This is a genomic window from Burkholderia sp. AU19243 (assembly GCF_018148075.1).
Classification (GTDB): domain Bacteria; phylum Pseudomonadota; class Gammaproteobacteria; order Burkholderiales; family Burkholderiaceae; genus Burkholderia; species Burkholderia latens_A.
Genome location: NZ_JAGSTV010000001.1, coordinates 617,115 through 640,683 on the forward strand (window position 1 = coordinate 617,115; position 23,569 = coordinate 640,683).

A 23,569-nucleotide genomic window follows, 5' to 3' on the forward strand; every position below is an offset into this window, starting at 1 on the left:
GATGGGTTGGGCATTCGCAAGGCGATGGGCCACGCGTCCGGCGCGGGGCGTCGGCGCAACCTGCGTGCTGGCCGTTGCGGCCGCCGGTGCTGTAGCGGCAACGGCCGGGCCGGCGCAGGGGGCGCAAGGCGGCGCGGCCGTTGCGGCGGACGCGCAATGCAGCACGGCATGGCCGCGCTGGGACGCGTTCAAGCGCGATTTCGTGTCGGCCGACGGCCGGGTGATCGACGTCGGCTCGGCCGATGCGCGCACGGTATCGGAGGGGCAGGCGTATGGACTGTTCTTCGCGCTGGTCGCGAACGACAGGCGCACGTTCGACACGATCCTCGCATGGACCGAGAACAACCTCGCGCAGGGCGACCTGAGCGCGCACCTGCCGGCGTGGCTGTGGGGCCGCGCGCCCGACGGCGCATGGCGTGTGCTCGACGCGAACGCGGCGTCGGATGCGGACCTGTGGATCGCGTATACGCTTGTCGAAGCCGGCAGGCTGTGGCGCGAGCGCAGCTACACCGCGCGCGGCGCGTTGCTCGCGAAGCGCGTGCTCGACACCGAGACGGCCAGCGTGCCGGGCCTTGGCCTCACGCTGCTGCCGGGGCCGACCGGCTTCAAGCTCGGCAGCGATCGATGGCGCGTGAATCCGAGCTATTCGCCGCCGCAGGTGATCCGCGGGCTCGCCGCACGGCTGCCCGACGATCGCCGCTGGGCCGCGCTCGCGGCCAGCACCGGCCGCGTGCTGCTCGACACCGCGCCGAAGGGATTTGCGCCGGACTGGGCGCTGTATCGCGCGGGCGCCGGATTCGGCCCCGATCCGCAGACCCACGCGGAAAGCGCATACAACGCGATTCGCGTCTACCTGTGGGCCGGCATGCTCGATCGCGCCGATCCGCTTGCCGCGCCGCTGCTCGCGCGCTTTGCGCCGTTCGCCGACTACATCGCCGCACACGGTGCGCCGCCGGAGAAGGTCGATACGACGACCGGCGTGGCCGGCCCGAACGACGGCAACGGCGGATTCTCCGCGGCGGCCGTGCCGTTTCTCGACGCACGCGGCCAGCGTGCGCTGGCCGATGCGCAGGCGGCGCGCGTCGACACACTTGCGCGCCAGTCGGCCCCCGGCTATTACACGAGCGTGCTGACGTTGTTCGGCCTCGGCTGGCGCGACGGCCGCTACCGGTTCGGTGCGGACGGATCGCTCGACCCGCACTGGGAGGGGCGTTCATGCGCGGCTCGTTGAAACGCACCGCGCCGCGCGTCGCGGGATTCGCGTGGCTCGCGTCGTCCCTGAGCGCGGCGGCGCCGGCCGCGGCCGCCGTCACCGTCGCGGCTGCACCGGAAACCGTCGCGCCGAAGGCCGCGCCGGCTTCGGTGCCGAGCGCGGCCGATCTGTCCGACGCGCGGCGCCAGCTCGCGACCGCGCGCATGTGGGGCGACAAGCATCGCGACGACCTCGCGCGCGATGCGCTGCGCAAGGGGCTGCTGATCGCGCCGGACGACCCGGCTCTGCTCGCGGAACAGATGCGCGTGCTGCTGCGGCTCGGCGATGCGCGCGGCGCGCAGGCCGCGCTCGCGCGCTTGCAGGCGCGTGCGCCCGCGGCTCCGGATACGCGCCGCGCGGCCGACGAATACCGCGTCGCGACGAGCGGGCGCGGCGAGATGGCGCAGATCCGCCTGCTCGCCCGCAGCGGCCGCGCCGACGAAGCGGCACGGCGCATCGTTGCGCTGTTTCCGAATGGCGCGCCGTCCGGTGCGCTCGGCGCCGAGTACTACCAGATCGTGTCCAATGCGCCGGGCGGCCGCGAGCCGGCGATCGCCGCGCTGCGCCGCACGGTCGCGGCGGATCCGCAGGACACCAGCGCGGCGCTCGCGCTCGCGCGATTGCTGAACCAGCGCGCCGACACGCGCGCGGAAGCGAACCGGATCGCGTGGTCGCTCGCGAAGCGCCCCGACGCCGACCACACCGAAGCAATGGCGGTGTGGCGACGCGTATTGCAGTCCGCCGGCGCCGATCCCGCGTATCGCGATGCGTTGCATGCGTATCTCGAACTCGTGCCGGACGACACGGAATTCCGCGATCGCGTTGCCGCGCTCGACCAGCAGCGCGATGCGCAGCAGCGGCTCGAACGGGATCCCGACTACATCGCGCAACAGCGCGGCCTGCAAGCGCTCGCGCGTGGCGACCTGGCCGGCGCCGATCCGCTGCTCGCACGCGCCGCGCGTGCGCGCGCGGGTGACGCCGACGCGCTCGGCGGGCTGGGCCTGCTGCGTTTGCGCGAAGGCCGCCATGACGAAGCACGCGCACTGTTCGCGCGGGCCGCGGCTTTGTCGACGGACCAGCGCGGCAAGTGGCAGAGCCTGGCACGCACCGCGCAGTTCTGGGGCCTGCTCGCGCAGGGCCGCGCGGCCGCGTCGGCGGGCCGCGCGCAGGATGCGGAGCGGGCGGCGCGTGCCGCGCTCGCGATGCAGCCGGACAGCCAGGACGCAAAACTGCAGCTCGCGGACGCGTTGCTCGCGCAGCACGACTGGGCCCGCGCGGAACCGTTGCTGCGCGAACTGTTGGCCGCACGTACGCCGACTCTGTCGGCCGTGCGCGACACTGCGCTGCTGTACGAAAATACCGGCCGCGCGGATCGCATCGGCCCGCTGCTGGATGCGCTGCAAGGCCGCGTGACCGGCGCCGACGATCGCCGCGCGCTCGACGGGCTGCGCGCCGACCTGCTCGCGAGCCAGGCGCGCACGCTTGCGGACAAGGGCGAGCGCGGCGCGGCCGCGCAACGTTACGAAGCGGCGGTGCGTGCGGCGCCCGATGCGGCCTGGACGCGTTTCGCGCTTGCCCGGCTGTATCGCGACATGGGCTTGCCGCAACTCGGCCGCACGGTGATGGACGACGGGCTCGCGGCGAGCGATACGCCCGAGATGCGCTACGCGACCGCGCTGTACCGCAATTCGCTCGACGACGTCGCGGGCGCGCAGGCCGCGCTCTCGGGCGTCGACGATGCGCACCGCTCGGACGGCATGCGCGCGCTCGCCCGCAAGCTCGACGCCGAACACGCGCTTGCCGATGCGCGCGGCGCGCTCGGCCGCGGCGATCGTGCGGCGTTCGCCGCATCGCTCGCGCATGCGCAGGCGAGCGCACCGGACGATCCGGACATGCTGGCCGCAGTCGGTGCGCAGTGGATCGATGCGGGCGAGCCCGAGCGCGGGCTCGCGCCGTTGCGCGATTGGATCGCCGCGCATCCGCGCGACGCCGATGTCGACGTGCGGCTGCGCTATGGCGACCTGCTCGGCGGCGCCGGGCGCGACGACACGCTCGCCGCATGGCTCGATGCGTTGCGCCGCGAGCCGTCGCTGACGCCGGCCCAGAGCGCGCGCATCGAGGATCAGTCGCTGCGGCTCGTGCTGCGGCAGACGGACGACGCGATCGCACAGCAGGACTATGCGCGTGCGCGCACGCTGCTCGAGCGCGCGAGCCCGGCCGGCCGCGCGGACAAACGCTATGCGCTCGAACTGGCGGACCTCGAGCGTGCGCAGGGCCACTACGACGCGGCGCGCGACGCGCTCGCGCCGGTCCTCGCGCGCACGCCGGACGATGCCGATACGCAGCTCGCGCTCGCGCGCATCGACGAGGACAGCGGCCATCGCGCGGCCGCGCTCGCTCGCGTGCAGGCGGTGCTCGCGCGCACGCCGGACGACGACGTCGATACGCGCCTGTCGGTGGTGCGGCGGCTGAATGCACTGCGCCGCGCGGACGAAGCCGCGCAAGTGATCGAGCCGTTGCAGGCCGCGTATCCGGCGCGCGCCGACGTGACGGTCGCGGCCGGCCGCGTGGCCGAGGCGCAGGGCCGCTATGACGATGCGGCGTCGCTGTACCGTCTGTCGCTGTCGCAAGAGCGCATGACCGGCGTGAGCGCCGGCCGTGACGGCCGTACGCCCGCGCAGGCCGCGTTCGCGGATCTCGAGCAACGGCGCGACCCCGAGATCGAGATCGGCTGGCTGCCCGCGTACAAGTCGGGCGACGAAGGGATATCCGCTTATCGTGCGCAGCAGGTGCCGATCTACATGCAGGTGCCGGTGCGTTACGACGGGCACGCGTTCCTGCAGCTCGACACCGCGCATCTGGACGCGGGCGCGCTCGATACGAGCGACCCGAACGCGTATTCGCTGAAAACCTTCGGCACCTACGCGGCGCTCAACGCGCCGATCGGGTTGCCGGCGCCGTTCGCGCCGAATCCGGCTGCCGCCGGGCTGATCGCGCATCCGCAGGGCGACCTGCACCAGCCGATGACGGGCGTCGCGCTCGGCGCGGGCTATCGGACCGACGCTTGGCGCGTCGATCTCGGCACGTCGCCGCTTGGCTTTCCGGTGCATTACCTCGTCGGCGGCGTGCGCTACCGCTTCGACGCGGGCCCGGCGAGCTTCACCGTGAATGCATCGCGCCGGCCCGAAACGAGCAGCGTGCTGTCGTATGCGGGGATGCGCGACCCGTGGACGGGCGCGGTATGGGGCGGCGTGCGGCGCGACGGCGTGAACCTGCGCGCGGCGGTCGACGTCGGCCGCGTGAACCTGTTCGCGGAACTCGGCGCGGGCGTGCTGTCCGGCCGCAACGTCGAGCGCAATGCGGAAGTGACGCTGCGCTCGGGCTTCACGGTGCCGGTGTACGAACGCGCGACGATGAGGGTGAGCACCGGCCTCGTCGGCAATGCGTGGCACTACACGCAGAACCTGCGCTACTACACGTACGGGCAGGGCGGGTACTACAGTCCGCAGCGCTACCTGTCGCTCGGCGTGCCGATCGAATGGGCGGGGCGGCGCGACGCGCTGTCGTGGGATTTGACCGTCACCGGCGGGATCTCGAACAGCTATGAAAAAGATTCGTTGTTCTACCCGACGCTGTCGGACCAGCGCGCCGCGCAGCAGGCGGCCGGATTCGTCTACACGGGCAGTTCGACGCGCGGCGTGTCGTTCTCGTACGGCGTGAACGGCATCGTCGAGTATCGCGTGAATCCGCACCTGAGCGTCGGCGCGCAACTGCACGTCGACCGCTCGCACGATTACGCGCCGAGTTCGGCGCTCGTCTATCTGCGCTACGCGTTCGACGCACGCGCGGAGCGCAGCTGGCTCGTCACGCCGACGCCGGTGCGGCTTTATTCGGACTATTAGGGGAACGCGTGAATACGGAACTCGATGCTACCCGTCCCGCGCTCGGCGCCGCCGGCCTGCTGGGCCGCCTGCGCGCGCTGCTGCGCACCGGGCCGGCCGGCAGCCGCGCCGGCCCGTTGAGCCGGCTCGCGATCGACGGGCTGCCGGATGCGTGGACACAGCTCGACGCGGGCGGCCTGTACGCCGTGTATGCGGCTGCGGGCACGCCGGCGTGCGATGCGCTGGTGTGGGAGAGCGCGCGTCAGTCGCGCACGCGCGACGTGACGGTCGTGCTCGCGCGGGAGCCCGCGCAGGTCGTCTCGCAGTTGCACACGCGCGGTTTCGCGGGCGGCGCGCAGCCGGCCGGCTGGCCGCGCAATCTGAACGTGCTCGCGATGCCGGCCGCGCGTGCCGCGGCCGGCGACGATGCCGCGACGCAGCCGGATGCGCCGCGCGTCGTGGCGCCCGGACCGTTCGCACGGCTCACCGGCGGCCTGCGCGCAATGAAGCGCTACGGCTTTCGCGCGCGTTCCGTGTATTTCATCGAAGGCGCGCAGCGCTGGTTCAGCTGGGACGATCCAGCCGTACTCGCGGAAGAAGGGGCGGCGCTCGCGGACTGGTGCCGCACGCACCGGATCGCGCTGGTGCTGCTCGTCGACCCGGACATCGCGCGTACGGACGCCGGCCCGCGCACCGACGATCCGCCGCTCGTGCGCGACGCGAGCCGCGCGGCGCGCAGCGGCTTTCACGGCGTATGCACGGGTGTTGCGCAGTTGCAGCGCACGCACGGCGAGCTGCTGTGGGTTGTCGATTTCTGGCGCGCGGGCGACACGCTCGCGGCCGGCGAGGTGCGGCCGCTGCGCTTTGCGCCGAGCGGCCGCCTCGCGGCAATCGCCGACGGCGATGCAGCGGAGCCCGCCCGCCGGATGAAGCTTGCGACCGACGAGGATCGCGTCGTCGCGAGTCGCGCGGTGTTCGACGACGGCGCGCGCGCGCCTGCCGGCTGGGAAATCGTCGACGACAACGCGGCCGTCGTCGCGGCCTGCTCGCATGCGCAGGCCGCGACCGCCGTGCTGGCGTTTCGCTCGCATGCGCAGCTCGAGGGCGTGTGCGCGGCGGTCCACGCGTTGCGCCGGCAGTGCGGGGGCGCGCTGAAGATCGCGGTAGTCGAGCGCGACGTGGTGCTGCGCCAGCAGTTCGAGATGCTGGTGCTGAGCGTCGGCGCGAATCGCGTCGTCGCGCGCGACCTGCCGCTGTCGCGCATGCATGCCGCCGTAAGCGCACTGCGCGGGCAGTTGTATGCGCGCCCCGTCGCGCCCGATTATCGTGCGGCGCTCGCGGCTGCGCTCGGCGATTCGGTGCTCGGCTACCTGCCGGTCGGCGCGTTCTGCCTGCGGATTCGCGCGGTGCTCGATCGCGGTGCCGTGCTCGCGCTGCCGCACACGCTCGTGAAGATCGCGCTGCTGCCGGGCGTGTCGCACGTCGACGCGCTGCGGCACTGCCGGCCGCGCCGCGCCGGCGACGTCGTGACCGCCGATGCGGCGCACCTGTATGTGTTCCTGTTCGCGTGCGAGCCGGCCGATGCCGACGATGCGCTTGCGCGGATCTTTGACGTGCCGGTCGATACGCTGTCCGACCGCGTCGTGTGTCTCGGCCAGGGCAGCATCGATACGGAACTCGACGCGCTTAAGGCGGAGAACCGGCGCGCGCCGATCGCCGACTACAGCGACCTGTTCGCGGCGGCGCGTCCGGCGGGCGCGGCGGCTGTTGCGGGTGCGGAAGGCGCGGCAGGCGCCGGCGGTGCGGCGGACGTGCACGGTGCATCCGCAGCGGAAGCCGCGGCGCTGGCCGAACCACCGGCTGCCGACTACACGGCGGCCGGCAGTCCTGCCGCGCATCCGGCATCGCAGCCCGCGCACGCCGACGATGCAGCGCCGGGCGCCGAGATGCCCGCGCACGCCGCCGTGTTTCCTGCCGTGCGTGCGCGCGGCGCCATTCGCAGCGCGATGCCGTTGCGCAAGCAGGAGGGCGCATGATCGCCGAACTCGTCATCGGATTCATCGTGGGGATCGCCATCGCGGTGCCGGTGTGGATCGTCGCGCAGCACCTGGGCCTCGGCCGCGGATTCCATGCGCCGCGCGGGCTGCACCGGCGCGACGCGGTGCCGTGCGAACTCGTGCCGGTCGCGCTGCGCGGGCGCCTGCTGCCCGAAGCCGACCGCACCGGCGAGGCGGCGCGATGAAGACGATCGCCATCACGTCGACGACGGGCGGCGCGGGCCGCACGACGCTTGCCGGCGCGCTCGCGGTGCTGCTCGCGCGTCGCGGCCGGTCCGTGGTCGCGCTCGAACTCGACGCACAGAACCTGATGGGCGCGACGCTGGGCCTCGACACGCTGGCCGAGCACGGGCTCGCGCAGAGCCTGCTCGGCCACCCGACGGACGCTGCGCCATGGCATGCGCATACGTGGCGCAACGCCGACGGCGTGCTGTTCGTACCGTACGGGCAGGTCGACGCAGCGCGCGCCGCCGCGTGCGATGCGCGGCTCGCGGCCGATCCGGCGTGGCTGTCGCGCGCGCTCGACGAGATCGCACTGCCGGCCGACGGCGTCGTGCTCATTGATACCGCCCGCTATCCGTCGCCGCAGGCCGAACAGGCGATTCGCCGCGCGGATCTGACGCTCGTCGTCGTGCCGCCGGAGCCGGCCGCATGCGCGACGGTGGCCGTGCGCCTGGACGCGCTGCGCGCGGGCGGCGGCGACCTGCAGATCGTCGTGAACCGGCTGAACCCCGCACGCGACATGCAGCGCGATGCGGTCGCGATGCTGCGCACGGTGGCGGGGCCGGCGTCGATGCTCGAGCAGCGCATCCACGTCGACGCGGCCGTGCCCGAATCGCTCGCGCGCGGCAGCTGGATTTTCGACGACGCACCGTATTCGCAGGCATCGCACGACCTGAACGGCGTCGCGAACTGGGTCGATGCATGGCTCGAGGCGGCGGCGGCCGGTCGCGCGGGAGCCGCGCGATGACGGCCGCTTTCGGCTCGCGCTGGCGTGCCGCAGCCCGGCGCGTGAGCGACTGGTGCGCGCGCGGGATCGGGCTGCCGGCCGAGCGGACGTTGCTCGACTGGGTCGTGCGGCTCTTCTTCCATGCGCCGCCGCCCGGCCGCGCCGACCCGGTGCGCCGCTGGGCGCGTGCGGCGTTTCTGCGGCTCGCGCGCGAATGGGGCGTGCTGCAGCCGCTCAGCGTGCGCGAATGGCTGTGGCGCGCGATCGTGCGTGCGCCGCGCGCGGCCGACGGCCGCCCTGCGCGCGATCCGCTCGCGTGGTTCGACACGTTCGTCGTGCCGGTGTACGTTGCGGTGCGGGCGCTCGGCGCACGCGTCGACGCGTTGCTCGCGCGTCTGCCGTGGGCCCGCTGGGGCGGCTGGCTCGACGCGCGCGCGCACGGCGTCGGCCGGCGCCGCTGGCTCGCGCCGGTGCTGCTGGTCGCCGGTGCGCTGATGTGGGCGGCGGCCGGGATGTCGCCGCTGATGCCCGGCGCGCAGTTCGCGTTCTTTGCGATCGTCGCGGTGCTGGCGCTTGCGCTGCGCCGCCTGCCGGGCCACCTGCCAACGCTCGCGCTCGCGTCGCTCGCGCTGCTCGCGACGGTGCGCTACGTGTGGTGGCGCACGACGCAGACGCTCGATTTCCGCAGCCCGATCGAGGCATTCGCCGGCTATCTGCTGTACGGGGCCGAAGCCTATACGTGGATGATCCTGCTGCTCGGCTTCGTCCAGACCGCGTGGCCGCTCGACCGGCCGATCGTGCCGCTGCCCGACGACCCCGACACCTGGCCGAGCGTCGATATCTATATTCCCACCTACAACGAGCCGCTGTCGGTCGTGAAGCCGACCGTGTTCGCGTCGCAGAGCATCGACTGGCCGTCGGCCAAGCTCCGCGTGTACCTGCTCGACGACGGCCGGCGCCCCGAGTTCGAGGCGTTTGCGCGCGAAGCGGGCATCGGCTACCTGACGCGCGACGACAACCGCCACGCGAAGGCCGGCAACATCAACCGCGCGCTGCCGAAAACGCACGGCGAATACATCGCGATCTTCGACTGCGATCACGTGCCGACGCGCTCGTTCCTGCAGACGACGATGGGCGTGTTCCTGCGCGACCCGAAATGCGCGCTGGTGCAGACGCCGCATCATTTCTTCTCGCCCGATCCGTTCGAGCGCAACCTCGGCACGTTCCGCGAGATTCCGAACGAGGGCAACCTGTTCTACGGGCTCGTGCAGTCGGGCAACGACCTGTGGAACGCGACGTTCTTCTGCGGATCGTGTGCTGTGCTCAAGCGCACCGCGCTCGAGGAAGTCGGCGGCGTTGCGGTCGAGACCGTGACCGAGGACGCGCACACCGCGCTCAAGCTGCATCGCCGCGGCTACACGTCGGCGTACCTGCCGACCGTGCAGGCGGCCGGCCTCGCGACCGAGAGCCTCGCGGGCCACGTGAAGCAGCGCACGCGCTGGGCGCGCGGGATGGCGCAGATCTTCCGCATCGACAATCCGTTCCTCGGCCGCGGGCTCGGCTTCATCCAGCGGATCTGCTACGGCAATGCGATGCTGCATTTCTTCTACGGGATTCCACGGCTCGTGTTCCTGACGATTCCGCTCGCGTACCTGTTCTTCCACCTGTACTTCATCAACGCATCGTCGGTCGCGCTCGCCAGCTACGTGATCCCGTATCTCGTGCTCGCGAACGTCGCGAACTCGCGGATGCAGGGCCGCTATCGCCATTCGTTCTGGGCCGAGGTCTACGAATCGGTGCTTGCGTGGTACATCGCGCTGCCGACCACCGTCGCGTTCTTCAGCCCGAAGCACGGCAAGTTCAACGTGACCGACAAGGGCGGCAAGATCGACGAAGGTTACGTGGACTGGTCGACGTCGAAACCTTACCTCGTGCTGTTCGGGCTGAACGTGCTCGCGATCGTGGCGGGGCTGTGGCGGCTCGTGGCCGAGCAGGGCGACGAAGCGTCGACGATCCTGATCACGCTCGGCTGGACCGTCTACAACCTCGCGATGCTCGGCGCGGCGCTGGCCGTTGCGCGCGAGACGAAGCAGGTGCGCGTCACGCACCGGATCGCGATGCGCGTGCCGGCGACGCTGCTGCTTGCCGACGGATCGACGGCCGCGTGCTTCACGAGCGACTACTCGACCGGCGGCCTCGGTCTCGAAGCGGTGCCGGGGCTGTCGCTCGCGGAAGGCGACACGCTGACGGTGTGCGTGACGCGCGGCGACCGCGCGTTCCCGTTCCCGGTGCGCGTGACGCGCGTAACGCCGGCCCACGTCGGCGTGCGATTCGACGAGCTGACGCTCGAGCAGGAGCGCCAGCTTGTGCAATGCACGTTCGGCCGGGCGGACGCATGGCTCGACTGGCACGCGTCCGCGCGCACCGATACGCCGCTGCGCGGGCTGAAGGAGGTGCTGCGCGTGGGCCTCGACGGTTACGTACGAATGTGGAAGGGGGCGGCGCGCGGCGTGCAGTCGATGCTCGCGCCGAAACTCGATCGCGCGCGCGATTGACGCGGCGCGGATCATGGAGTGGTTTAGATGACGTTCTGGAATCTGTATTTCATCCTGAAGTTCGCGCTGTTCGCGACCGGCCATTTGCAGCCGATGTGGCTCGCGAACCTCGCGTTCGCGCTCGCACTCGCGGCGAGCGCGCCGATCCGGCAGCGCGTGTGGCGCATCGTTCGGCAGCTCGTCGCGATCGCGATCGCCGTGCCGCTGCTCGCGCGCGAGCTGCACGCGCCGCCGCTCGCGCGTCTCGCTGAAGCCGCGCGCGAAGTCAGCACGTTCCGGCTCGACTACTGGATGGAGCTGCTGCCGAGACTGCTGCCGCCGGTGCTCGTGCTGGCGGTGGCCGGCGTGCTGATCGTCTATTTCATCGTCAATCGCTGGGTGCGTGTCGCGACGTTCGTGCTCGCCGTGCTGATCGTGATGCCGCTGTGGCAGGCCGGCAACGGCTTGATGGCGCGCGTCGTCGCGCCGCTGCCGCAGCAGGCCGATGCCGCGACCGCTCGCTCCGGCCAGCCGGAGGATCACAACGCCGCGCTCGCGGCGTTCCGCGCGCAGGAGTCGCAACGGCAGGTCGCGTTCGGCCATCTCGGCAACGATCCGGCCGCGCAGTTCGACGTGATCGTGCTGCATGTGTGCTCGCTGTCGTGGGACGATCTCGACGCCGCGAAGGTGCGCAACCACCCGATGCTGAGCCACTTCGACTACCTGTTCACGAACTTCAGCACGGCCGCAAGCTACAGCGGGCCGGCCGCGATCCGCGTGCTGCGCGCAAGCTGCGGCCAGGAAGCGCATGCGGACCTGTACAAACCCGCGCCGCAGCAGTGCCATCTGTTCTCGCAGCTCGCGTCCGCCGGCTACACGGTGCAGTCGCTACTGAACCACGACGGCCATTTCGACAACTTCCTGCAGGTGATCCACGACAACATCGGCGTGCCCGATGCGCCGATCGTGTCGAACGCGGCGGCGCCCGTCGCGATGCATGCGTTCGACGGTTCGGCGATCAAGGACGATTACGGCACGCTCGCGAACTGGTATGCGCAACGCGCATCGGTGCCGGGACCCGTCGCGCTGTACTACAACACGATCAGCCTGCACGACGGCAACCGTGTGGTGGGCAGCTCGCTGACCAGCATCGATTCGTATCCGCAGCGCGCGACGAAACTGATGAGCGACTTCGACCGGCTCGCCGACCTGATCGCGCAGTCGGGCCGGCGCGCGGTGATCGTGTTCGTCCCCGAGCATGGCGCGGCGCTGCGCGGCGACAAGAACCAGGTGGCCGGCCTGCGCGAGATTCCGACGCCGCGTATCGTGCACGGGCCGGTCGGCGTGCGGCTCGTCGGCTTCGCCGGCAACCACGGCACCGCGACCGTCATCGACCAGCCGACCAGCTTCCTCGCGCTCGCGCAACTGCTGTCGAACCTCGTGTCGAACAGCCCGTTCAAGCCGGGCGTGACGCTTGCGCAATACGCGGCCGACCTGCCGCGCACGCGGATGGTCGGCGAGAACGAGGGTACGGTGACGATGCAGACCAACACCGGCTACGCGGTGAAGACTCCGGATGGCGTATGGATCGACGAACAGTAATCAACGTCGGCGAGGGCGACGACGAACGCCTGTCACAGCCGAACGACGTGCGCGGCCTTGCGCGGCATCTGCCTGCGCTCGATCCCGCGCGCTATGTCGACGAGCAGGCGCGACGCGCGTTCGTCGAATCGCTGGAGCGCTGGCCGGTGCTCGCGAAGCTGATGGGATTGAAGCGGTGAACGCACGACGGCCGGCGTGCGCGCCGGCCGTCGTGCGTCGATGAACCGACCGGTTTACTGCGCGCGGCGCTCCGGCTGGCGCGTCCATTCATGTTCCTCGCCCGGCACCTTGCCGAAGGTCTGCGCAGCCCATGCATTGCGGGCCGCGTCGATCTTCGCGCGTTCGCTCGACACGAAATTCCATTCGATGAACCGCTCGCCCGGCAGGTGCGCGCCGCCAAGCAGCATCACGCGCGCACCGTGCGCGCTGTCGAGCGTCACGGTCGCGCCCGGTTCGAGCACGGCCATCGTCGAAGTTGCGAGCGGCGTGCCGTCGATCGCGAGGTCGCCGTCGACGAGGTACACGCCGCGTTCATCGTGTTCGGCGTCGAGCGCAAGCCGGCCGCCCGCTGTGAATTCCGCGTACGCATAGAGCGTCGGCGAGAACACGTCCACCGGCGACGTGAGCCCGAACGCCGTGCCCGCGATCACGCGCACGGTCGCACCGTCGCGCGTGAACGACGGCAGCGTATCGGCTGCATGATGCGCGAACGCGGGGGCGGTGTCCTCGTGCTCGACCGGCAGCGCGACCCAGGTCTGGATCCCGTGGACGGGCTGCTCGCGCGGGCGATCCTCGTCCGGCGAACGCTCCGAATGGACGATGCCGCGGCCGGCCGTCATCCAGTTCACGTCGCCGGGCACGATCTTCTGCCGATAGCCGAGGCTGTCGTGATGCATCAGCGTGCCGTCGAACAGGTAGGTGACGGTTGCGAGACCGATGTGCGGATGCGGCAGCACGTCGATGCCGCGGCCGGCCGGCAGCACGGCCGGCCCCATCTCGTCGAAGAAAATGAACGGGCCGACGAGGCGCGCGGCGCGCGCGGGCAGCACGCGGCGCACGACGAGGTTGCCGATGTCGCTCTCGCGCGGCGTGAGCAGGGTCTTGATCGATGCGGACATGGTGGGCTGTATCGTGGTCAGGAGCGATGCGTCACGCGATGGCCGTGTCGATCGCGATCGGGTGCGTGAGGATCTTGTGCACCGGGCATGCGTTCGCGATCTGGAGCAGGCGCTCGCGCTGCTCGTCCGACAGGTCGCCGTCCAGCGTGATGCGGCGCACGATCGTGCTGCCCGCGCTGCCCGATTCGTGCGCGAGCTTCACGTGCACCTCGGCAAGCGGCCAGCCTTTGCGCTGCGCGTACATCTTCAGCGTGATCGCGGTGCATGCGCCGAGGCTCGACAGCAGCAGCGCGACCGGTGTCGGTGCGGTGTCGCCGCCGCCGAGCGCAGCCGGTTCGTCGGCGCGCCACTGATGGACGCCGTCGGTGAAGTGGACGAGGTAATCGACCGAGCCGATGCTCGCTTCGACGGTGAGTTCGCTCATGGCAATTCCATTGGGCAAGAGAAGGGGCCCGCGGCCGGCAGGGGCCGCGCATGCCCGCGAATTACGGTTCGAGCAGACGCTGCAGCCGCAGCTCCTCGAAGTCCAGCTCGGATTCTATGCGGTGCAGCACCGCGTCGTCGACCCGGCCGTCGCGATGCAGGTCGAGCAGGGCGCTGCGCGACACGCCGACCAGCTCGAGTTCGACGCGCAGCATCCGCGCGCGCACGTCCGCGGGCTCCGCGCCGTCGCGATGCGCACGTTCGTTGAATGCGACGCGGCTCCGGTATTCGGTCAGCAGCCGGTCGAGCGACGCGCGTTCGAGGCCGGCGCCGCGCTGGTCGCGCGCATCGAGTTCGGCAAGTGCCGCGCCGAACGTATGCGCGCGCACCGCGTGCTCGGACATCGTGTGCCGCGTTGCCGGGCGAAGCTTCATCACGCGGATCAGCGGTGCGAGCGTGCCGCCTTGCACGACGAGCGTCGCGATGATCAGCAGGAACGTGCTGAACAGGATCAGGTCGCGCCCGGGGAAAGTGCCGGGCAGCGCGATCGCGGCCGCGAGGCTGACGACGCCGCGCATGCCGGACCAGCCGAGCACGACGGCCTCGCGCCACGACCACGGCGCATGGCCCGCGCGCCGCGCGCGCAGGCGGCCGGGCAGCCACATCGCGACGAACACCCACACGAGCCGCGCGGCAATGGCGGCGGCGGTGGCCGGCAGTGCGACGCGCAGGCCGGCCATCAGCACCGCGCCTTCTTGGTTCACGCCCGCGAGGATCGCATGCAGCGCGAGGCCGATCAGGATGAACACGAGCGCGTCGAGCACGAACACGATCGCTTCCCACGTCGCCTTCGCCTTGATCCGCATGTCGGCGTCGAACACGCGATGCTGGCGCACGCCGAGCACGAGGCCGCAGGTGACCACCGACAGCACGCCCGAGCCGTGCACGGCTTCCGCGATCCCGTAGCTGCCCCACGCCATCGCGAACGTGACGACGATGCCGAGCATCGGCTCGCGCAGGCGCTGCAGTACCCAGCACATCGCATGGCCGCATGCGAGGCCGACTGCGATGCCGATCAGCGTCAGCGAAAAGAACAGCCCCGTCGCACTCGCGGGCGTGATCGTGACCGCGAGCGCGGCCGACACGGCCATCTGGTACAACAGCAGGCCCGACGCATCGTTGACGAGGCTTTCACCTTCAAGCACCGCGACGAGCCGCGCCGGCAGCGGATGGCGCTGCAGGATCGCTTTCGCGGCGACCGCGTCGGGCGGCGACACGATCGCGCCGAGCGTGAAGCACGCGGCCCAAGGCAATGCCGGATTCACGGCGTGCACGGCGAGCGCGACCGCGACCGTCGTGAACGCGACCGCACCGAGCGCGAGCGACGCGATCGATGCGAGCTCGTGCCTGAACTCCTTCCACGCGGTGTAGAAGCCGCTCGACATCAGCAGCGGGGGCAACACGGCCGCCAGCAGCAGCGCCGGATCCATGTCGGGCACGCGCTTGCCGGCGACGGCCACCACGCAGCCGCCGAGCAGCAGCACGACGGCCGGCGGAATCGATGCGCGTTCGGCGAGCCACGTGAGGGCGCCGGCGCCGCAGATCAACAACAGCAGATAGTGGAACAGCTCGACGTTGCTCATGCGCGGCGCAGCGGTCGTTGGCGCATCATGACGGCTTGCGTTCGTTCGTGCTGCCGCCCGGCAGCGCGCCGAACATGTGCTGGCTGCACTTCGCGTCGCGCCATGCGGCGTTCAACCGGTGGCCGGCGAGCATGCGCCGCGCGACCGGCAGGATCTGTTCGCCGGCCAGCATGCCGAGCAGGCCGGTGAGCGCGATGATCGGCGGCGCGGGCGAGTTCACGCCGATCGCGCCGTAGATGACGCCGGCGAGCACGCCGGCGAGCAGCGAGAGGACATACGGTTTCATGGTGGTGCGCCTCGTGATGGCCGAGCGGCACCGGAACGGCACCGTCAAAGTTTTGAAAGCGTATCGGGTTTGCGTGAAGAAAAAAAGAGCGGGCGAGCATGAACTGCCGTCGTGGCGGGAATCGCATCGATTCCGTTTCTTGGGTGTTCGCGCCGCGCGTTTGCGGCTTAAATACTTCAAGCCGGAGTGCGATCCGGCGCGACGTACCTCAGGCGCCTCCCGTTTTGCCGGTCGAGGCAGGCCTCCCTTTTTCCGTTCACAGGACTGGATGCGCGATGAGCAACCCGAAACTTGAAGTACTGACTCCGCAGAACAGCCAGCTGATCTTCATCGACCAGCAGCCGCAGATGGCGTTCGGCGTGCAGTCGATCGATCGTCAGACGCTGAAGAACAACGTCGTCGGGCTCGCCAAGGCGGCGAGGGCATTCAACATCCCGACGACGATTACGACAGTCGAGAGCGAGAGCTTCTCCGGCCACACGTTCCCCGAACTGCTCGACGTGTTCCCGAACCAGAAGACGCTCGAACGCACGTCGATGAACTCGTGGGACGACCAGAAGGTGCGCGACGCGCTGGCCGCGAACGGCCGCAAGAAGGTCGTCGTGTCGGGCCTGTGGACCGAAGTCTGCAATACGACGTTCGCGCTGTGCGCGATGCTCGAGGGCGGCTACGAGATCTACATGGTGGCCGACGCGTCGGGCGGTACGTCGCAGGCCGCGCACGATTTCGCGATGCAGCGGATGGTGCAGGCGGGGGTCGTGCCGGTGACGTGGCAGCAGGTCGCGCTCGAGTGGCAGCGCGACTGGGCGCGCCGCGATACGTACGACGCGGTGATGACGCTCGTGAAGGAGCACTCGGGCGCGTACGGGATGGGCGTCGACTACGCGTACACGATGGTCCACAAGGCGGCGCCGCGCACCGCGACGCCGCACGAGTCGATCGCGCCGGTGCCGGCCAAGTAACGGGCGCGCCGCGTAGTGCGCGATTGCGCGGGCGGGCCGCTTGCGCGCCGCCCGCGACGCGCTCAGGCGGCCGGCAGCGCCCATGGCGCGCGCGCGAAGTGTCCGGCGAGGAAATCGAGCAGCACCGTCACGCGCGCGGCGCGCAGCATGCCGGGCGGCGTGACGAGGTTCACGTTGATGTCGGCGATCTTCCAGTCGCACATCACTTCCTCGAGCTCGCCGCGCTGCAGCGCGTCCCATACGAGGAATTCGGGCTGGAGCGCGAGGCCGTGACCGGCGACGAGCGCGGGGAGGATCACGTCGGCGTTATTGGTGCGGACCCGGCCGTGCACGTTCGCGCCGAAATCCTCGCCGGATGCCGGATGGCGGAACCTCCAGTGTTCGGGCGTTGGCAGGTTCGTGTATGTGAGGCATACGTGCTGCTCGAGCTCACGCGGATGCGCGGGGCGGCCGCGCCGCTCGAGATATGCGGGCGACGCGACGAGCGGCCGGCGCACCGCGCACAGGCGGCGCGAACGCAGCGACGAATCGGTCAGTTCGGCGATGCGGATCGCGACGTCGAAGCCGCCGGATACGATGTCGACGATGTGGTCGGTCAGCACGAGATCGATGTCGACGCGCGGATAGCGTTCGAGAAACGCGGGCAGCACCGGCGACAGGTGGCGCAGCCCGAACGACATCGGCGCGTTTACCCGCACGAGGCCGTGCGGTTCGAGTGCTTGCGCGGACGCCTCGTTCTCGATCAGTTCGGCATCGGCGAGCAGGCGGATCGCGCGGTCGCGCAGCAACTCGCCGGTCGGCGTGAGCGACAGCTTGCGCGACGTGCGGTACAGCAGCATCGCGCCGAGGCGCTTTTCGAGGCGCCCGATCGCCTTCGACACGGTCGGTTGCGACACGCCGAGCGAGTCGGCGGCTTTCGCGAACGATCCGGTCTCCGCGACGCGCGCAAAGATGGCCCAGGCTTCGAGATCAGGAAGGTGTTGCATGGTCGGACGAAATGACGGGGAAGCGGAGTGAAGGCGAAGGCAGCGAAGCGCAGCATGCGGCCGATGCGATGCGGGTCATTCTAATCCGGCCGGGAGAAATATCGTTATGGAATCTTATCTATCGTCGTTGGCTGCCGGCGTGCTGATCGGTGTCGTGTACAGCGTGATCAAGGTGCGCTCGCCAGCGCCGCCGCTGGTCGCGCTGATCGGCCTCGCCGGGATGCTGATCGGCGCGCAGGCCGTCGGGCCCGTGCGTCACTGGCTCGGCTTCTGACCGCATCGAGGACACGCGAATGAGCGCAACCGATATTCAACCGGATCTGATCCTGCACAACGGGCGCGTCACCACGCTCGACCGCGCGAACCCCGTCGCAACCGCGGTCGCGATTGCCGCCGGGCGCTTCGTCGCCGTCGGCAGCGAAGCGGAGGTGATGCCGCTCGCGGGCCGCACGACGAAGGTCGTCGATCTCGGCGGCCGCGGCGTGCTGCCCGGTCTGATCGACAACCACTGCCACGTGATTCGCGGCGGCCTGAACTACAACATGGAGCTGCGCTGGGATGGCGTGCCCTCGCTCGCCGTCGCGATGGAGATGCTGAAGCAGCAGGTCGCGATCACGCCGGCGCCGCAGTGGGTGCGCGTGGTCGGCGGCTTCACCGAGCATCAGTTCGTGGAGAAACGGCTGCCGACGATCGACGAGCTCAATGCGGTTGCACCCGACACGCCGGTGTTCATCCTGCACCTGTACGATCGCGCGCTGCTGAACGCGGCCGCGCTGCGCGTGGTCGGCTATACGAAGGACACGCCCGAGCCGCCGGGCGGGACAATCCTTCGCGATGCCGCAGGCAACCCGACCGGCCTGCTGCTCGCGAATCCGAATGCGACGATCCTTTACGCGACGCTCGCGAAGGGTCCGAAGCTGCCGTTCGAGTATCAGTACAACTCGACGCGCCACTTCATGCGCGAGCTGAACCGGCTCGGCGTGACCGGCGTGATCGACGCGGGCGGCGGCTCGCAGAATTACCCCGACGATTACGAAGTGATCCGCAAGCTGCACGATGCGGGCGAGATGACGATCCGGATCGCATACAACCTGTTCACGCAGAAGCCGAACGCGGAGAAGGAAGACTTCGTGAACTGGACGAAGAGCGTCAAGTATCACGACGGCACCGATTACTTCCGCAACAACGGCGCGGGCGAGATGCTGGCGTTTTCGGCGGCCGACTTCGAAGACTTCCGCGTCGCGCGTCCGGATCTGCCCGAGCAGATGGAGGACGATCTGGAAGGCGTCGTGCGCGTGCTCGCGGAAAACCGCTGGCCGTGGCGCATGCACGCGACGTATGACGAAACCATCAGCCGCGCGCTCGACGTGTTCGAGAAGGTCAACAAGGACATCCCGCTTGAAGGGCTGAACTGGTTCTTCGATCACGCGGAAACGATCACCGAGAAGTCGATGGACCGGATCGCCGCGCTCGGCGGCGGCGTCGCGGTGCAGCACCGGATGGCCTACCAGGGCGAGTACTTCGTCGAGCGCTACGGCGCGCAGGCCGCGGAGGCGACGCCGCCGGTCGCGAAGATGCTCGGCAAGGGGCTGAAGGTATCGGCCGGCACCGACGCGACGCGCGTCGCGTCGTACAACCCGTGGGTGTCGCTTGCATGGCTGGTGACGGGCAAGACGGTCGGCGGGATGCGCATGTATCCGCAGCGCAACCTGCTGGATCGCGAAACCGCGCTGCGGATGTGGACCGAGTACGTCACGTGGTTTTCGAACGAGGAAGGCAAGAAAGGACGGATCGCGGTCGGGCAGCTTGCCGACCTGATGGTCCCGGATCGCGACTTCCTCACATGTCCGGAGGACGATATCGCCGGCACGACGGCGTTGCTGACGGTGGTCGGCGGGAAGATCGTGTGGGGTGCGGGGCCGTTCGAACCGCACGACGCGCCGATTCCGCCCGCGATGCCGGACTGGTCGCCGGTGCGCGCATACGGCGGCTATGGCGGCTGGGGCGCGACGCAGCGTAACGGTGCGCCGCTGCAACGCGCGGCGGCCGCCGCGATGTGCGGCTGCGCCAATGCATGCAACGTTCACCAGCATGCGCACGCGAGCGCTTGGGCAAGCGCGCTGCCGACATCGGACGCGAAGGGCTTCTGGGGCGCGTTCGGCTGTTCGTGCTGGGCCGTCTGACATGACGGCGCGTACCGTTTACGGCACTCCGGCGTGGGTTCGCGCACTGCTGTCGCAGCCGTGGGTGCTGCCGCTCGTGCGTCTCGCGCTGGTGTCCGCCTATCTGCTCGGCGGCGTCGCGAAGGCGCTCGATTTCAACGGCGCAGTGGCGGAGCAGGCGCACTTCGGCCTGCACCCAGCCGCGCTTTGGGCGGCGCTGGCGATCGCGGTCGAGATCGCCGGTTCGCTGTGCGTGGTGTTTCGCCGCTTCACATGGCTCGGCGCCGGCAGTCTCGGCATGCTGACGCTCGTCGCGATGATCGTGGCGAACGATTTCTGGAACCGCTCGGGCGTCGATCATTTCATCGCGCTGAACAGCTTTTTCGAGCATCTCGGGCTGATCGCGGCACTCGTGCTCGCGACCGTACTCGACGATGCGCGGCAATCGGCCGATGATGGCCGCTCCATTCGATGACGATGCAACCCACAGGAAATTCGTTGATGAAATCCATTCGCTCAATACTGATCGCCGCGATGCTCGCGGGCGGCCTGGCCGTGCCGGTGGCGTTCGCGAAACCGCCGGTGCCGCCGGCGGTCGCGCCGACGGTGGCCGTCGGTCCGCAGTACGACACGACGCACGTGTGCGTCGCGCCGGAGGACTTCGACCGCTTCACCGACAGCTTCGTCGCGACGTTCGGCGGCAAGAAATCGAAGCAGGGCGTGTTCCAGGTCACGCCGACGCCGAGCCAGACGATGTCGCAGCTCGTGCTGACGCCAGCCGGCACGATTTCGGTGTTCGGCTTCAAGACGCCGATCCCGTACCCGTTCTGCTCCGAGCGCACCGGCTATCTCGTCACCGACATGGACGTCGCGGTGAAGTCGGCGCGTGAGCACGGTGCCGATGTGATCGTCGACACGTTCCCCGATCCGATCGGGCGCGACGCGATCATCATGTGGGCGGGCGGCGTGAACATGCAGCTGTACTGGCACACGCAGGCGCCGAATTACGACGCGCTGCAGACCATTCCCGAGAATCGCGTCTATGTGTCGCCGCAAAGCGTACGCAAGTTCGTGCACGACTTCGTCAAGTTCTCGAAGGGCAAAGTGGTGTCCGACAACCCGAAGGCGCCCGGCATCGAAATCGGCCGGCCGAACGATTCGTACCGCCGGATCCGGATCGAATCGGGCTTCGGCAAGATGACCGTGCTCGTCACCGACGGTCACCTGCCGTATCCGTTCGGCCGCGAGATGACCGGCTACGAGGTGCCCGATCTCGCGGCGACGCTGAAGCAGGCCGAAGCGGCCGGCGTAACCGTGCTCGTGCCGCCGTTCGCATCGGACGGCCGCGATGCGGCGCTCGTGCAGTTCCCCGGCGGCTACGTCGCCGAGATCCACGCGGGCGCGGCGCGATGAAGCACGAGGACACGATTCTTGCCGCAGTCGCCGGCTTCGTCGACACGTTGAGCTTCGTCGCGTTGTTCGGGCTGTTCACCGCGCACGTGACGGGCAACTTCGTGCTGATCGGCGCGGGCATCGCGGGCTTCGGTCAGGGCGTCGTGCTGAAACTGAGCGTGTTTCCGGCGTTCGTGTGCGGCGTGATCGCCGCGAGCGTAATCGCGCGATCGCTGTCGGGCCGGCCCGCATGGCAGGGCACGCGCGTGCTGCACACGGTGCAGGCGGTGCTGCTGCTCGGATTCTGCGCGGCCGGCGTGTGGGCGACGCCCGTCACGCATCCCGACAGCCTGCCGGCGCTCGTGGCCGGCATTGTCGGCACGTTCGCGATGGGCGTGCAAAACGCGCATCCGCGCGTGATCGCGCGGGCGGGCGGCGTGCCGAACACGGTGATGACCGGCAACGTGACGCAGGCGATTCTCGACGTCGTCGACATGCTGTCGCCCGGTACCGCGGAAAACGCCCGAGCGGCCGCGCGGGCCCGTTTCGGCAAGATGCTGCCGGCTATCGTCGCGTTCGCGCTCGGCGCCGCATGCGGCGCGCTCGGGTTCCGGTACGCCGGGTTTCTGGCGCTGCTCGTGCCGGTCGGCGCACTCGTGGTGCTCGCGCTCGGTGCGGCGCAGGCGGCGGGCGCCGCCGCGCAGGAGCGCGCATGACCGTGGTCTGGCCCGGGCACTACGGCGCTGGCGGCTTCGAGCGGGCCGCACGCGTATCGATCGCCATGGCGCTGCTGTTCACCGGTGATGCCGCGTTCGCGCAAGCGGCGGCCGCATCGCCGCCGCCAACGACACCCGACACCACAACCGCCACCACACCCGCACCCGCCACCACACCCGCACCCGCCACCGCCTGCACCGCCAAACGGCCGACGGTGCTGTTCAACCGCTGGCAGGAAGACTGGTCGGTGCTTGCAAATCCATGCGTGCCGCGCGCGCCGCTCGACGGGTTGAAATACATCCGGCTCGGCAACGATCCGTCATCCTACCTATCGCTCGGCGTCAACCTTCGAGAGCGGCTGGAAACCAACGACGCGCCGCTGTTCGGCATCGGCTCGGCGCAATCGGATACGTACCTGATTCAGCGCGTCGAGGTCCATGCCGATGCGCATCTCGGCCAGCACTGGCAGTTCTTCGTACAGTTGCAGGACGACCGCGCGTTCGGAAAGAACACGATCACGGCGGTCGACAAGAACCCGCTCGATCTCGAACAGGCGTTCGCGACCTACACGGGCGCGCTCGGCGGCGGCACGTTCAAGTTCCGCGTCGGCCGGCAGGAGATGGCATTCGACCTGCAGCGCTTCATCGCCGCGCGTGACGGCCCGAACGTGCGCCAGGCGTTCGATGCGGTGTGGGCCGACTACGAATATGGCAAGTGGCGCTTCATCGGCTACGCGACGCAACCGGTGCAAAACCGCAATGCGTCCGATTTCGACGACGTGTCGAACCGCGATCTCACGTTCAGCGGCTTGCGCTTCGAGCGGCAGTCGGTCGGGCCCGGCGACCTGTCCGGCTACTGGTCGCGCTACAACCGCAGCCGAGCGCGGTTTCTCGATGCGAGCGGCACCGAGCATCGCGACGTATGGGACGTTCGCTACACGGGCACGCACGGCCGTTTCGACTGGGATCTCGAAACGATGCTGCAAACCGGCACCGTCGGCAACGCGACCATCACCGCGTGGGCGGTCGGCTCGATCGCCGGCTACAGGCTCGACGCACCGTGGTCGCCGCGCCTCGCGCTGCAGGTCGATGCGGCGTCGGGCGATCGGCATCCGCACGACGGCCGCATCGGCACCTTCAATCCGCTGTTCCCGAACGGCTACTACTTCACGCTCGCGGGCTACACGAGCTACGCGAACCTGATTCACGTGAAGCCGTCGGTGACGCTGAAGCCGTCGGCGAACCTGTCGCTGCTCGCTGCGCTCGGTTTCCAGTGGCGCGAGACGACGGGCGATGCCGTCTATCAGCAGCCGAACGTCGCGGTGCCGGGCACGGCGGGCAAGGGCGGTCTATGGACGGGCATGTACGTGCAGCTGCGTGCGGACTGGACGATCGCCGCGAACCTGATCGGCGCGGTCGAGGCTGTGCATTTCCAGGTCGGCGACGCGATCCGGCAGGCGGGCGGACACAACGCGGACTACGTCGGCGTCGAGCTGAAGTACGGGTGGTGATTGCGCCGCGCGGCGACGCGCAACTGCGATGAAAAAAGGGCGGCCCGCTGAACTGCGGGGCCGCCCTGGTCTGCGCGGGCCGGCGGCGTGGCCGG

21 protein-coding genes are annotated in these 23,569 nt (G+C 69.9%); 16 read left to right on the forward strand and 5 right to left on the reverse strand.

What is annotated here, in order from left to right; translation table 11 throughout:
* Position 1 precedes the first annotated feature (1 nt).
* Genes bcsZ through KDW55_RS03075 form a run of 8 tightly spaced genes read left to right on the forward strand, consistent with a single transcriptional unit; the run spans position 2 to position 12,454 of the window.
* Positions 2 to 1,231 carry a cellulose synthase complex periplasmic endoglucanase BcsZ gene (gene bcsZ, locus KDW55_RS03040; RefSeq protein ID WP_212161526.1) on the forward strand — a complete coding sequence of 410 codons (1,230 nt, stop codon included), beginning with the start codon at positions 2 to 4 and terminating at the stop codon, positions 1,229 to 1,231.
* Positions 1,216 to 5,154, forward strand: a complete 3,939-nt coding sequence (locus tag KDW55_RS03045; RefSeq protein ID WP_212161528.1) for a cellulose synthase subunit BcsC-related outer membrane protein — start codon at positions 1,216 to 1,218, stop codon at positions 5,152 to 5,154. The genes bcsZ and KDW55_RS03045 overlap by 16 nt, the downstream gene beginning before the upstream one ends.
* A gap of 8 nt (positions 5,155 to 5,162) precedes the next feature.
* Entirely contained in the window at positions 5,163 to 7,169 is a 2,007-nt protein-coding gene (bcsE, locus tag KDW55_RS03050) for a cellulose biosynthesis protein BcsE (protein ID WP_212161529.1), read from the forward strand.
* The gene (locus KDW55_RS03055; protein WP_040143948.1) at positions 7,166 to 7,375 is read left to right on the forward strand and encodes a hypothetical protein; all 210 of its coding nucleotides are present in this window, start codon (positions 7,166 to 7,168) and stop codon (positions 7,373 to 7,375) included. The genes bcsE and KDW55_RS03055 overlap by 4 nt, the downstream gene beginning before the upstream one ends.
* A complete protein-coding gene (bcsQ, locus tag KDW55_RS03060) occupies positions 7,372 to 8,160 on the forward strand; it encodes a cellulose biosynthesis protein BcsQ (protein ID WP_212161530.1) in 789 nt (262 codons plus the stop codon). The genes KDW55_RS03055 and bcsQ overlap by 4 nt, the downstream gene beginning before the upstream one ends.
* Complete coding sequence (gene bcsA, locus KDW55_RS03065; RefSeq protein ID WP_040144926.1) at positions 8,157 to 10,694, forward strand: UDP-forming cellulose synthase catalytic subunit; 2,538 nt, start codon at positions 8,157 to 8,159, stop codon at positions 10,692 to 10,694. Before bcsQ ends, bcsA begins: the two co-directional genes overlap by 4 nt.
* A 27-nt stretch (positions 10,695 to 10,721) precedes the next feature.
* Entirely contained in the window at positions 10,722 to 12,275 is a 1,554-nt protein-coding gene (bcsG, locus tag KDW55_RS03070) for a cellulose biosynthesis protein BcsG (RefSeq protein WP_040143950.1), read from the forward strand.
* The gene (locus KDW55_RS03075; RefSeq protein ID WP_040143951.1) at positions 12,257 to 12,454 is read left to right on the forward strand and encodes a hypothetical protein; all 198 of its coding nucleotides are present in this window, start codon (positions 12,257 to 12,259) and stop codon (positions 12,452 to 12,454) included. Before bcsG ends, KDW55_RS03075 begins: the two co-directional genes overlap by 19 nt.
* Before the next feature lie 54 nt (positions 12,455 to 12,508).
* Here the strand turns inward: KDW55_RS03075 and KDW55_RS03080 are convergent, their stop codons facing one another.
* From KDW55_RS03080 to KDW55_RS03095, 4 genes are all read right to left on the reverse strand, one after another.
* Positions 12,509 to 13,393 carry a pirin family protein gene (locus tag KDW55_RS03080; RefSeq protein WP_212161532.1) on the reverse strand — a complete coding sequence of 295 codons (885 nt, stop codon included), beginning with the start codon at positions 13,391 to 13,393 and terminating at the stop codon, positions 12,509 to 12,511.
* Positions 13,394 to 13,424: 31 nt separating this feature from the next.
* The gene (locus KDW55_RS03085) at positions 13,425 to 13,817 is read right to left on the reverse strand and encodes an OsmC family protein (RefSeq protein ID WP_040143953.1); all 393 of its coding nucleotides are present in this window, start codon (positions 13,815 to 13,817) and stop codon (positions 13,425 to 13,427) included.
* A gap of 61 nt (positions 13,818 to 13,878) precedes the next feature.
* Positions 13,879 to 15,459: a sodium:proton antiporter gene (locus tag KDW55_RS03090; protein WP_212161533.1), complete on the reverse strand. Its 1,581-nt coding sequence runs from the start codon at positions 15,457 to 15,459 to the stop codon at positions 13,879 to 13,881.
* 25 nt (positions 15,460 to 15,484) lie between these two features.
* Complete coding sequence (locus KDW55_RS03095; RefSeq protein WP_040143955.1) at positions 15,485 to 15,745, reverse strand: XapX domain-containing protein; 261 nt, start codon at positions 15,743 to 15,745, stop codon at positions 15,485 to 15,487.
* Between KDW55_RS03095 and KDW55_RS03100 the strand changes: the two genes are divergently transcribed.
* On the forward strand, positions 15,744 to 16,040 hold the full coding sequence (locus tag KDW55_RS03100; RefSeq protein WP_156432090.1) for a hypothetical protein: 297 nt from the start codon (positions 15,744 to 15,746) through the stop codon (positions 16,038 to 16,040). The two genes, KDW55_RS03095 and KDW55_RS03100, sit on opposite strands and share 2 nt — an antisense overlap.
* Positions 16,021 to 16,707 carry a hydrolase gene (locus KDW55_RS03105; protein ID WP_040143956.1) on the forward strand — a complete coding sequence of 229 codons (687 nt, stop codon included), beginning with the start codon at positions 16,021 to 16,023 and terminating at the stop codon, positions 16,705 to 16,707. The genes KDW55_RS03100 and KDW55_RS03105 overlap by 20 nt, the downstream gene beginning before the upstream one ends.
* A 62-nt stretch (positions 16,708 to 16,769) precedes the next feature.
* On the opposite strand, the gene KDW55_RS03110 is transcribed toward KDW55_RS03105, so the two are convergent.
* Positions 16,770 to 17,693 carry a LysR family transcriptional regulator gene (locus tag KDW55_RS03110; protein WP_040143957.1) on the reverse strand — a complete coding sequence of 308 codons (924 nt, stop codon included), beginning with the start codon at positions 17,691 to 17,693 and terminating at the stop codon, positions 16,770 to 16,772.
* Between the two features lie 106 nt (positions 17,694 to 17,799).
* Here KDW55_RS03110 and KDW55_RS03115 point away from each other — a divergent pair, with 106 nt between their 5' ends.
* The 6 genes from KDW55_RS03115 to KDW55_RS03140 are packed head-to-tail and all read left to right on the forward strand — an operon-like array spanning position 17,800 to position 23,474.
* A complete protein-coding gene (locus KDW55_RS03115) occupies positions 17,800 to 17,967 on the forward strand; it encodes a DUF1427 family protein (protein ID WP_040143958.1) in 168 nt (55 codons plus the stop codon).
* Positions 17,968 to 17,986: 19 nt separating this feature from the next.
* Entirely contained in the window at positions 17,987 to 19,876 is a 1,890-nt protein-coding gene (locus KDW55_RS03120; protein ID WP_212161534.1) for an amidohydrolase, read from the forward strand.
* Between the two features lies 1 nt (position 19,877).
* The gene (locus KDW55_RS03125) at positions 19,878 to 20,330 is read left to right on the forward strand and encodes a DoxX family protein (RefSeq protein WP_040143960.1); all 453 of its coding nucleotides are present in this window, start codon (positions 19,878 to 19,880) and stop codon (positions 20,328 to 20,330) included.
* 26 nt (positions 20,331 to 20,356) lie between these two features.
* Entirely contained in the window at positions 20,357 to 21,268 is a 912-nt protein-coding gene (locus KDW55_RS03130) for a glyoxalase (RefSeq protein ID WP_209821622.1), read from the forward strand.
* Positions 21,265 to 21,963 carry a YoaK family protein gene (locus KDW55_RS03135; protein ID WP_059547487.1) on the forward strand — a complete coding sequence of 233 codons (699 nt, stop codon included), beginning with the start codon at positions 21,265 to 21,267 and terminating at the stop codon, positions 21,961 to 21,963. Before KDW55_RS03130 ends, KDW55_RS03135 begins: the two co-directional genes overlap by 4 nt.
* Complete coding sequence (locus KDW55_RS03140; protein ID WP_212161535.1) at positions 21,960 to 23,474, forward strand: alginate export family protein; 1,515 nt, start codon at positions 21,960 to 21,962, stop codon at positions 23,472 to 23,474. The genes KDW55_RS03135 and KDW55_RS03140 overlap by 4 nt, the downstream gene beginning before the upstream one ends.
* Positions 23,475 to 23,569: the final 95 nt, after the last annotated feature.

What these genes read in the sequence shown, in the direction of transcription:
- KDW55_RS03105 (WP_040143956.1), top strand. Translation starts at nt 16,021, where the DNA reads ATGAGCAACCCGAAACTTGAAGTACTGACTCCGCAGAACAGCCAGCTG.
- KDW55_RS03075 (WP_040143951.1), top strand. Translation starts at nt 12,257, where the DNA reads ATGGATCGACGAACAGTAATCAACGTCGGCGAGGGCGACGACGAACGC.
- KDW55_RS03110 (WP_040143957.1), bottom strand. Translation starts at nt 17,693, where the DNA reads ATGCAACACCTTCCTGATCTCGAAGCCTGGGCCATCTTTGCGCGCGTC.
- bcsZ (WP_212161526.1), top strand. Translation starts at nt 2, where the DNA reads ATGGGTTGGGCATTCGCAAGGCGATGGGCCACGCGTCCGGCGCGGGGC.
- KDW55_RS03055 (WP_040143948.1), top strand. Translation starts at nt 7,166, where the DNA reads ATGATCGCCGAACTCGTCATCGGATTCATCGTGGGGATCGCCATCGCG.
- KDW55_RS03130 (WP_209821622.1), top strand. Translation starts at nt 20,357, where the DNA reads ATGAAATCCATTCGCTCAATACTGATCGCCGCGATGCTCGCGGGCGGC.
- KDW55_RS03045 (WP_212161528.1), top strand. Translation starts at nt 1,216, where the DNA reads ATGCGCGGCTCGTTGAAACGCACCGCGCCGCGCGTCGCGGGATTCGCG.
- bcsQ (WP_212161530.1), top strand. Translation starts at nt 7,372, where the DNA reads ATGAAGACGATCGCCATCACGTCGACGACGGGCGGCGCGGGCCGCACG.
- KDW55_RS03080 (WP_212161532.1), bottom strand. Translation starts at nt 13,393, where the DNA reads ATGTCCGCATCGATCAAGACCCTGCTCACGCCGCGCGAGAGCGACATC.
- KDW55_RS03095 (WP_040143955.1), bottom strand. Translation starts at nt 15,745, where the DNA reads ATGAAACCGTATGTCCTCTCGCTGCTCGCCGGCGTGCTCGCCGGCGTC.
- bcsG (WP_040143950.1), top strand. Translation starts at nt 10,722, where the DNA reads ATGACGTTCTGGAATCTGTATTTCATCCTGAAGTTCGCGCTGTTCGCG.
- KDW55_RS03100 (WP_156432090.1), top strand. Translation starts at nt 15,744, where the DNA reads ATGGTGGTGCGCCTCGTGATGGCCGAGCGGCACCGGAACGGCACCGTC.
- KDW55_RS03135 (WP_059547487.1), top strand. Translation starts at nt 21,265, where the DNA reads ATGAAGCACGAGGACACGATTCTTGCCGCAGTCGCCGGCTTCGTCGAC.
- KDW55_RS03125 (WP_040143960.1), top strand. Translation starts at nt 19,878, where the DNA reads ATGACGGCGCGTACCGTTTACGGCACTCCGGCGTGGGTTCGCGCACTG.
- KDW55_RS03115 (WP_040143958.1), top strand. Translation starts at nt 17,800, where the DNA reads ATGGAATCTTATCTATCGTCGTTGGCTGCCGGCGTGCTGATCGGTGTC.
- KDW55_RS03085 (WP_040143953.1), bottom strand. Translation starts at nt 13,817, where the DNA reads ATGAGCGAACTCACCGTCGAAGCGAGCATCGGCTCGGTCGATTACCTC.
- KDW55_RS03090 (WP_212161533.1), bottom strand. Translation starts at nt 15,459, where the DNA reads ATGAGCAACGTCGAGCTGTTCCACTATCTGCTGTTGTTGATCTGCGGC.
- KDW55_RS03140 (WP_212161535.1), top strand. Translation starts at nt 21,960, where the DNA reads ATGACCGTGGTCTGGCCCGGGCACTACGGCGCTGGCGGCTTCGAGCGG.
- bcsA (WP_040144926.1), top strand. Translation starts at nt 8,157, where the DNA reads ATGACGGCCGCTTTCGGCTCGCGCTGGCGTGCCGCAGCCCGGCGCGTG.
- KDW55_RS03120 (WP_212161534.1), top strand. Translation starts at nt 17,987, where the DNA reads ATGAGCGCAACCGATATTCAACCGGATCTGATCCTGCACAACGGGCGC.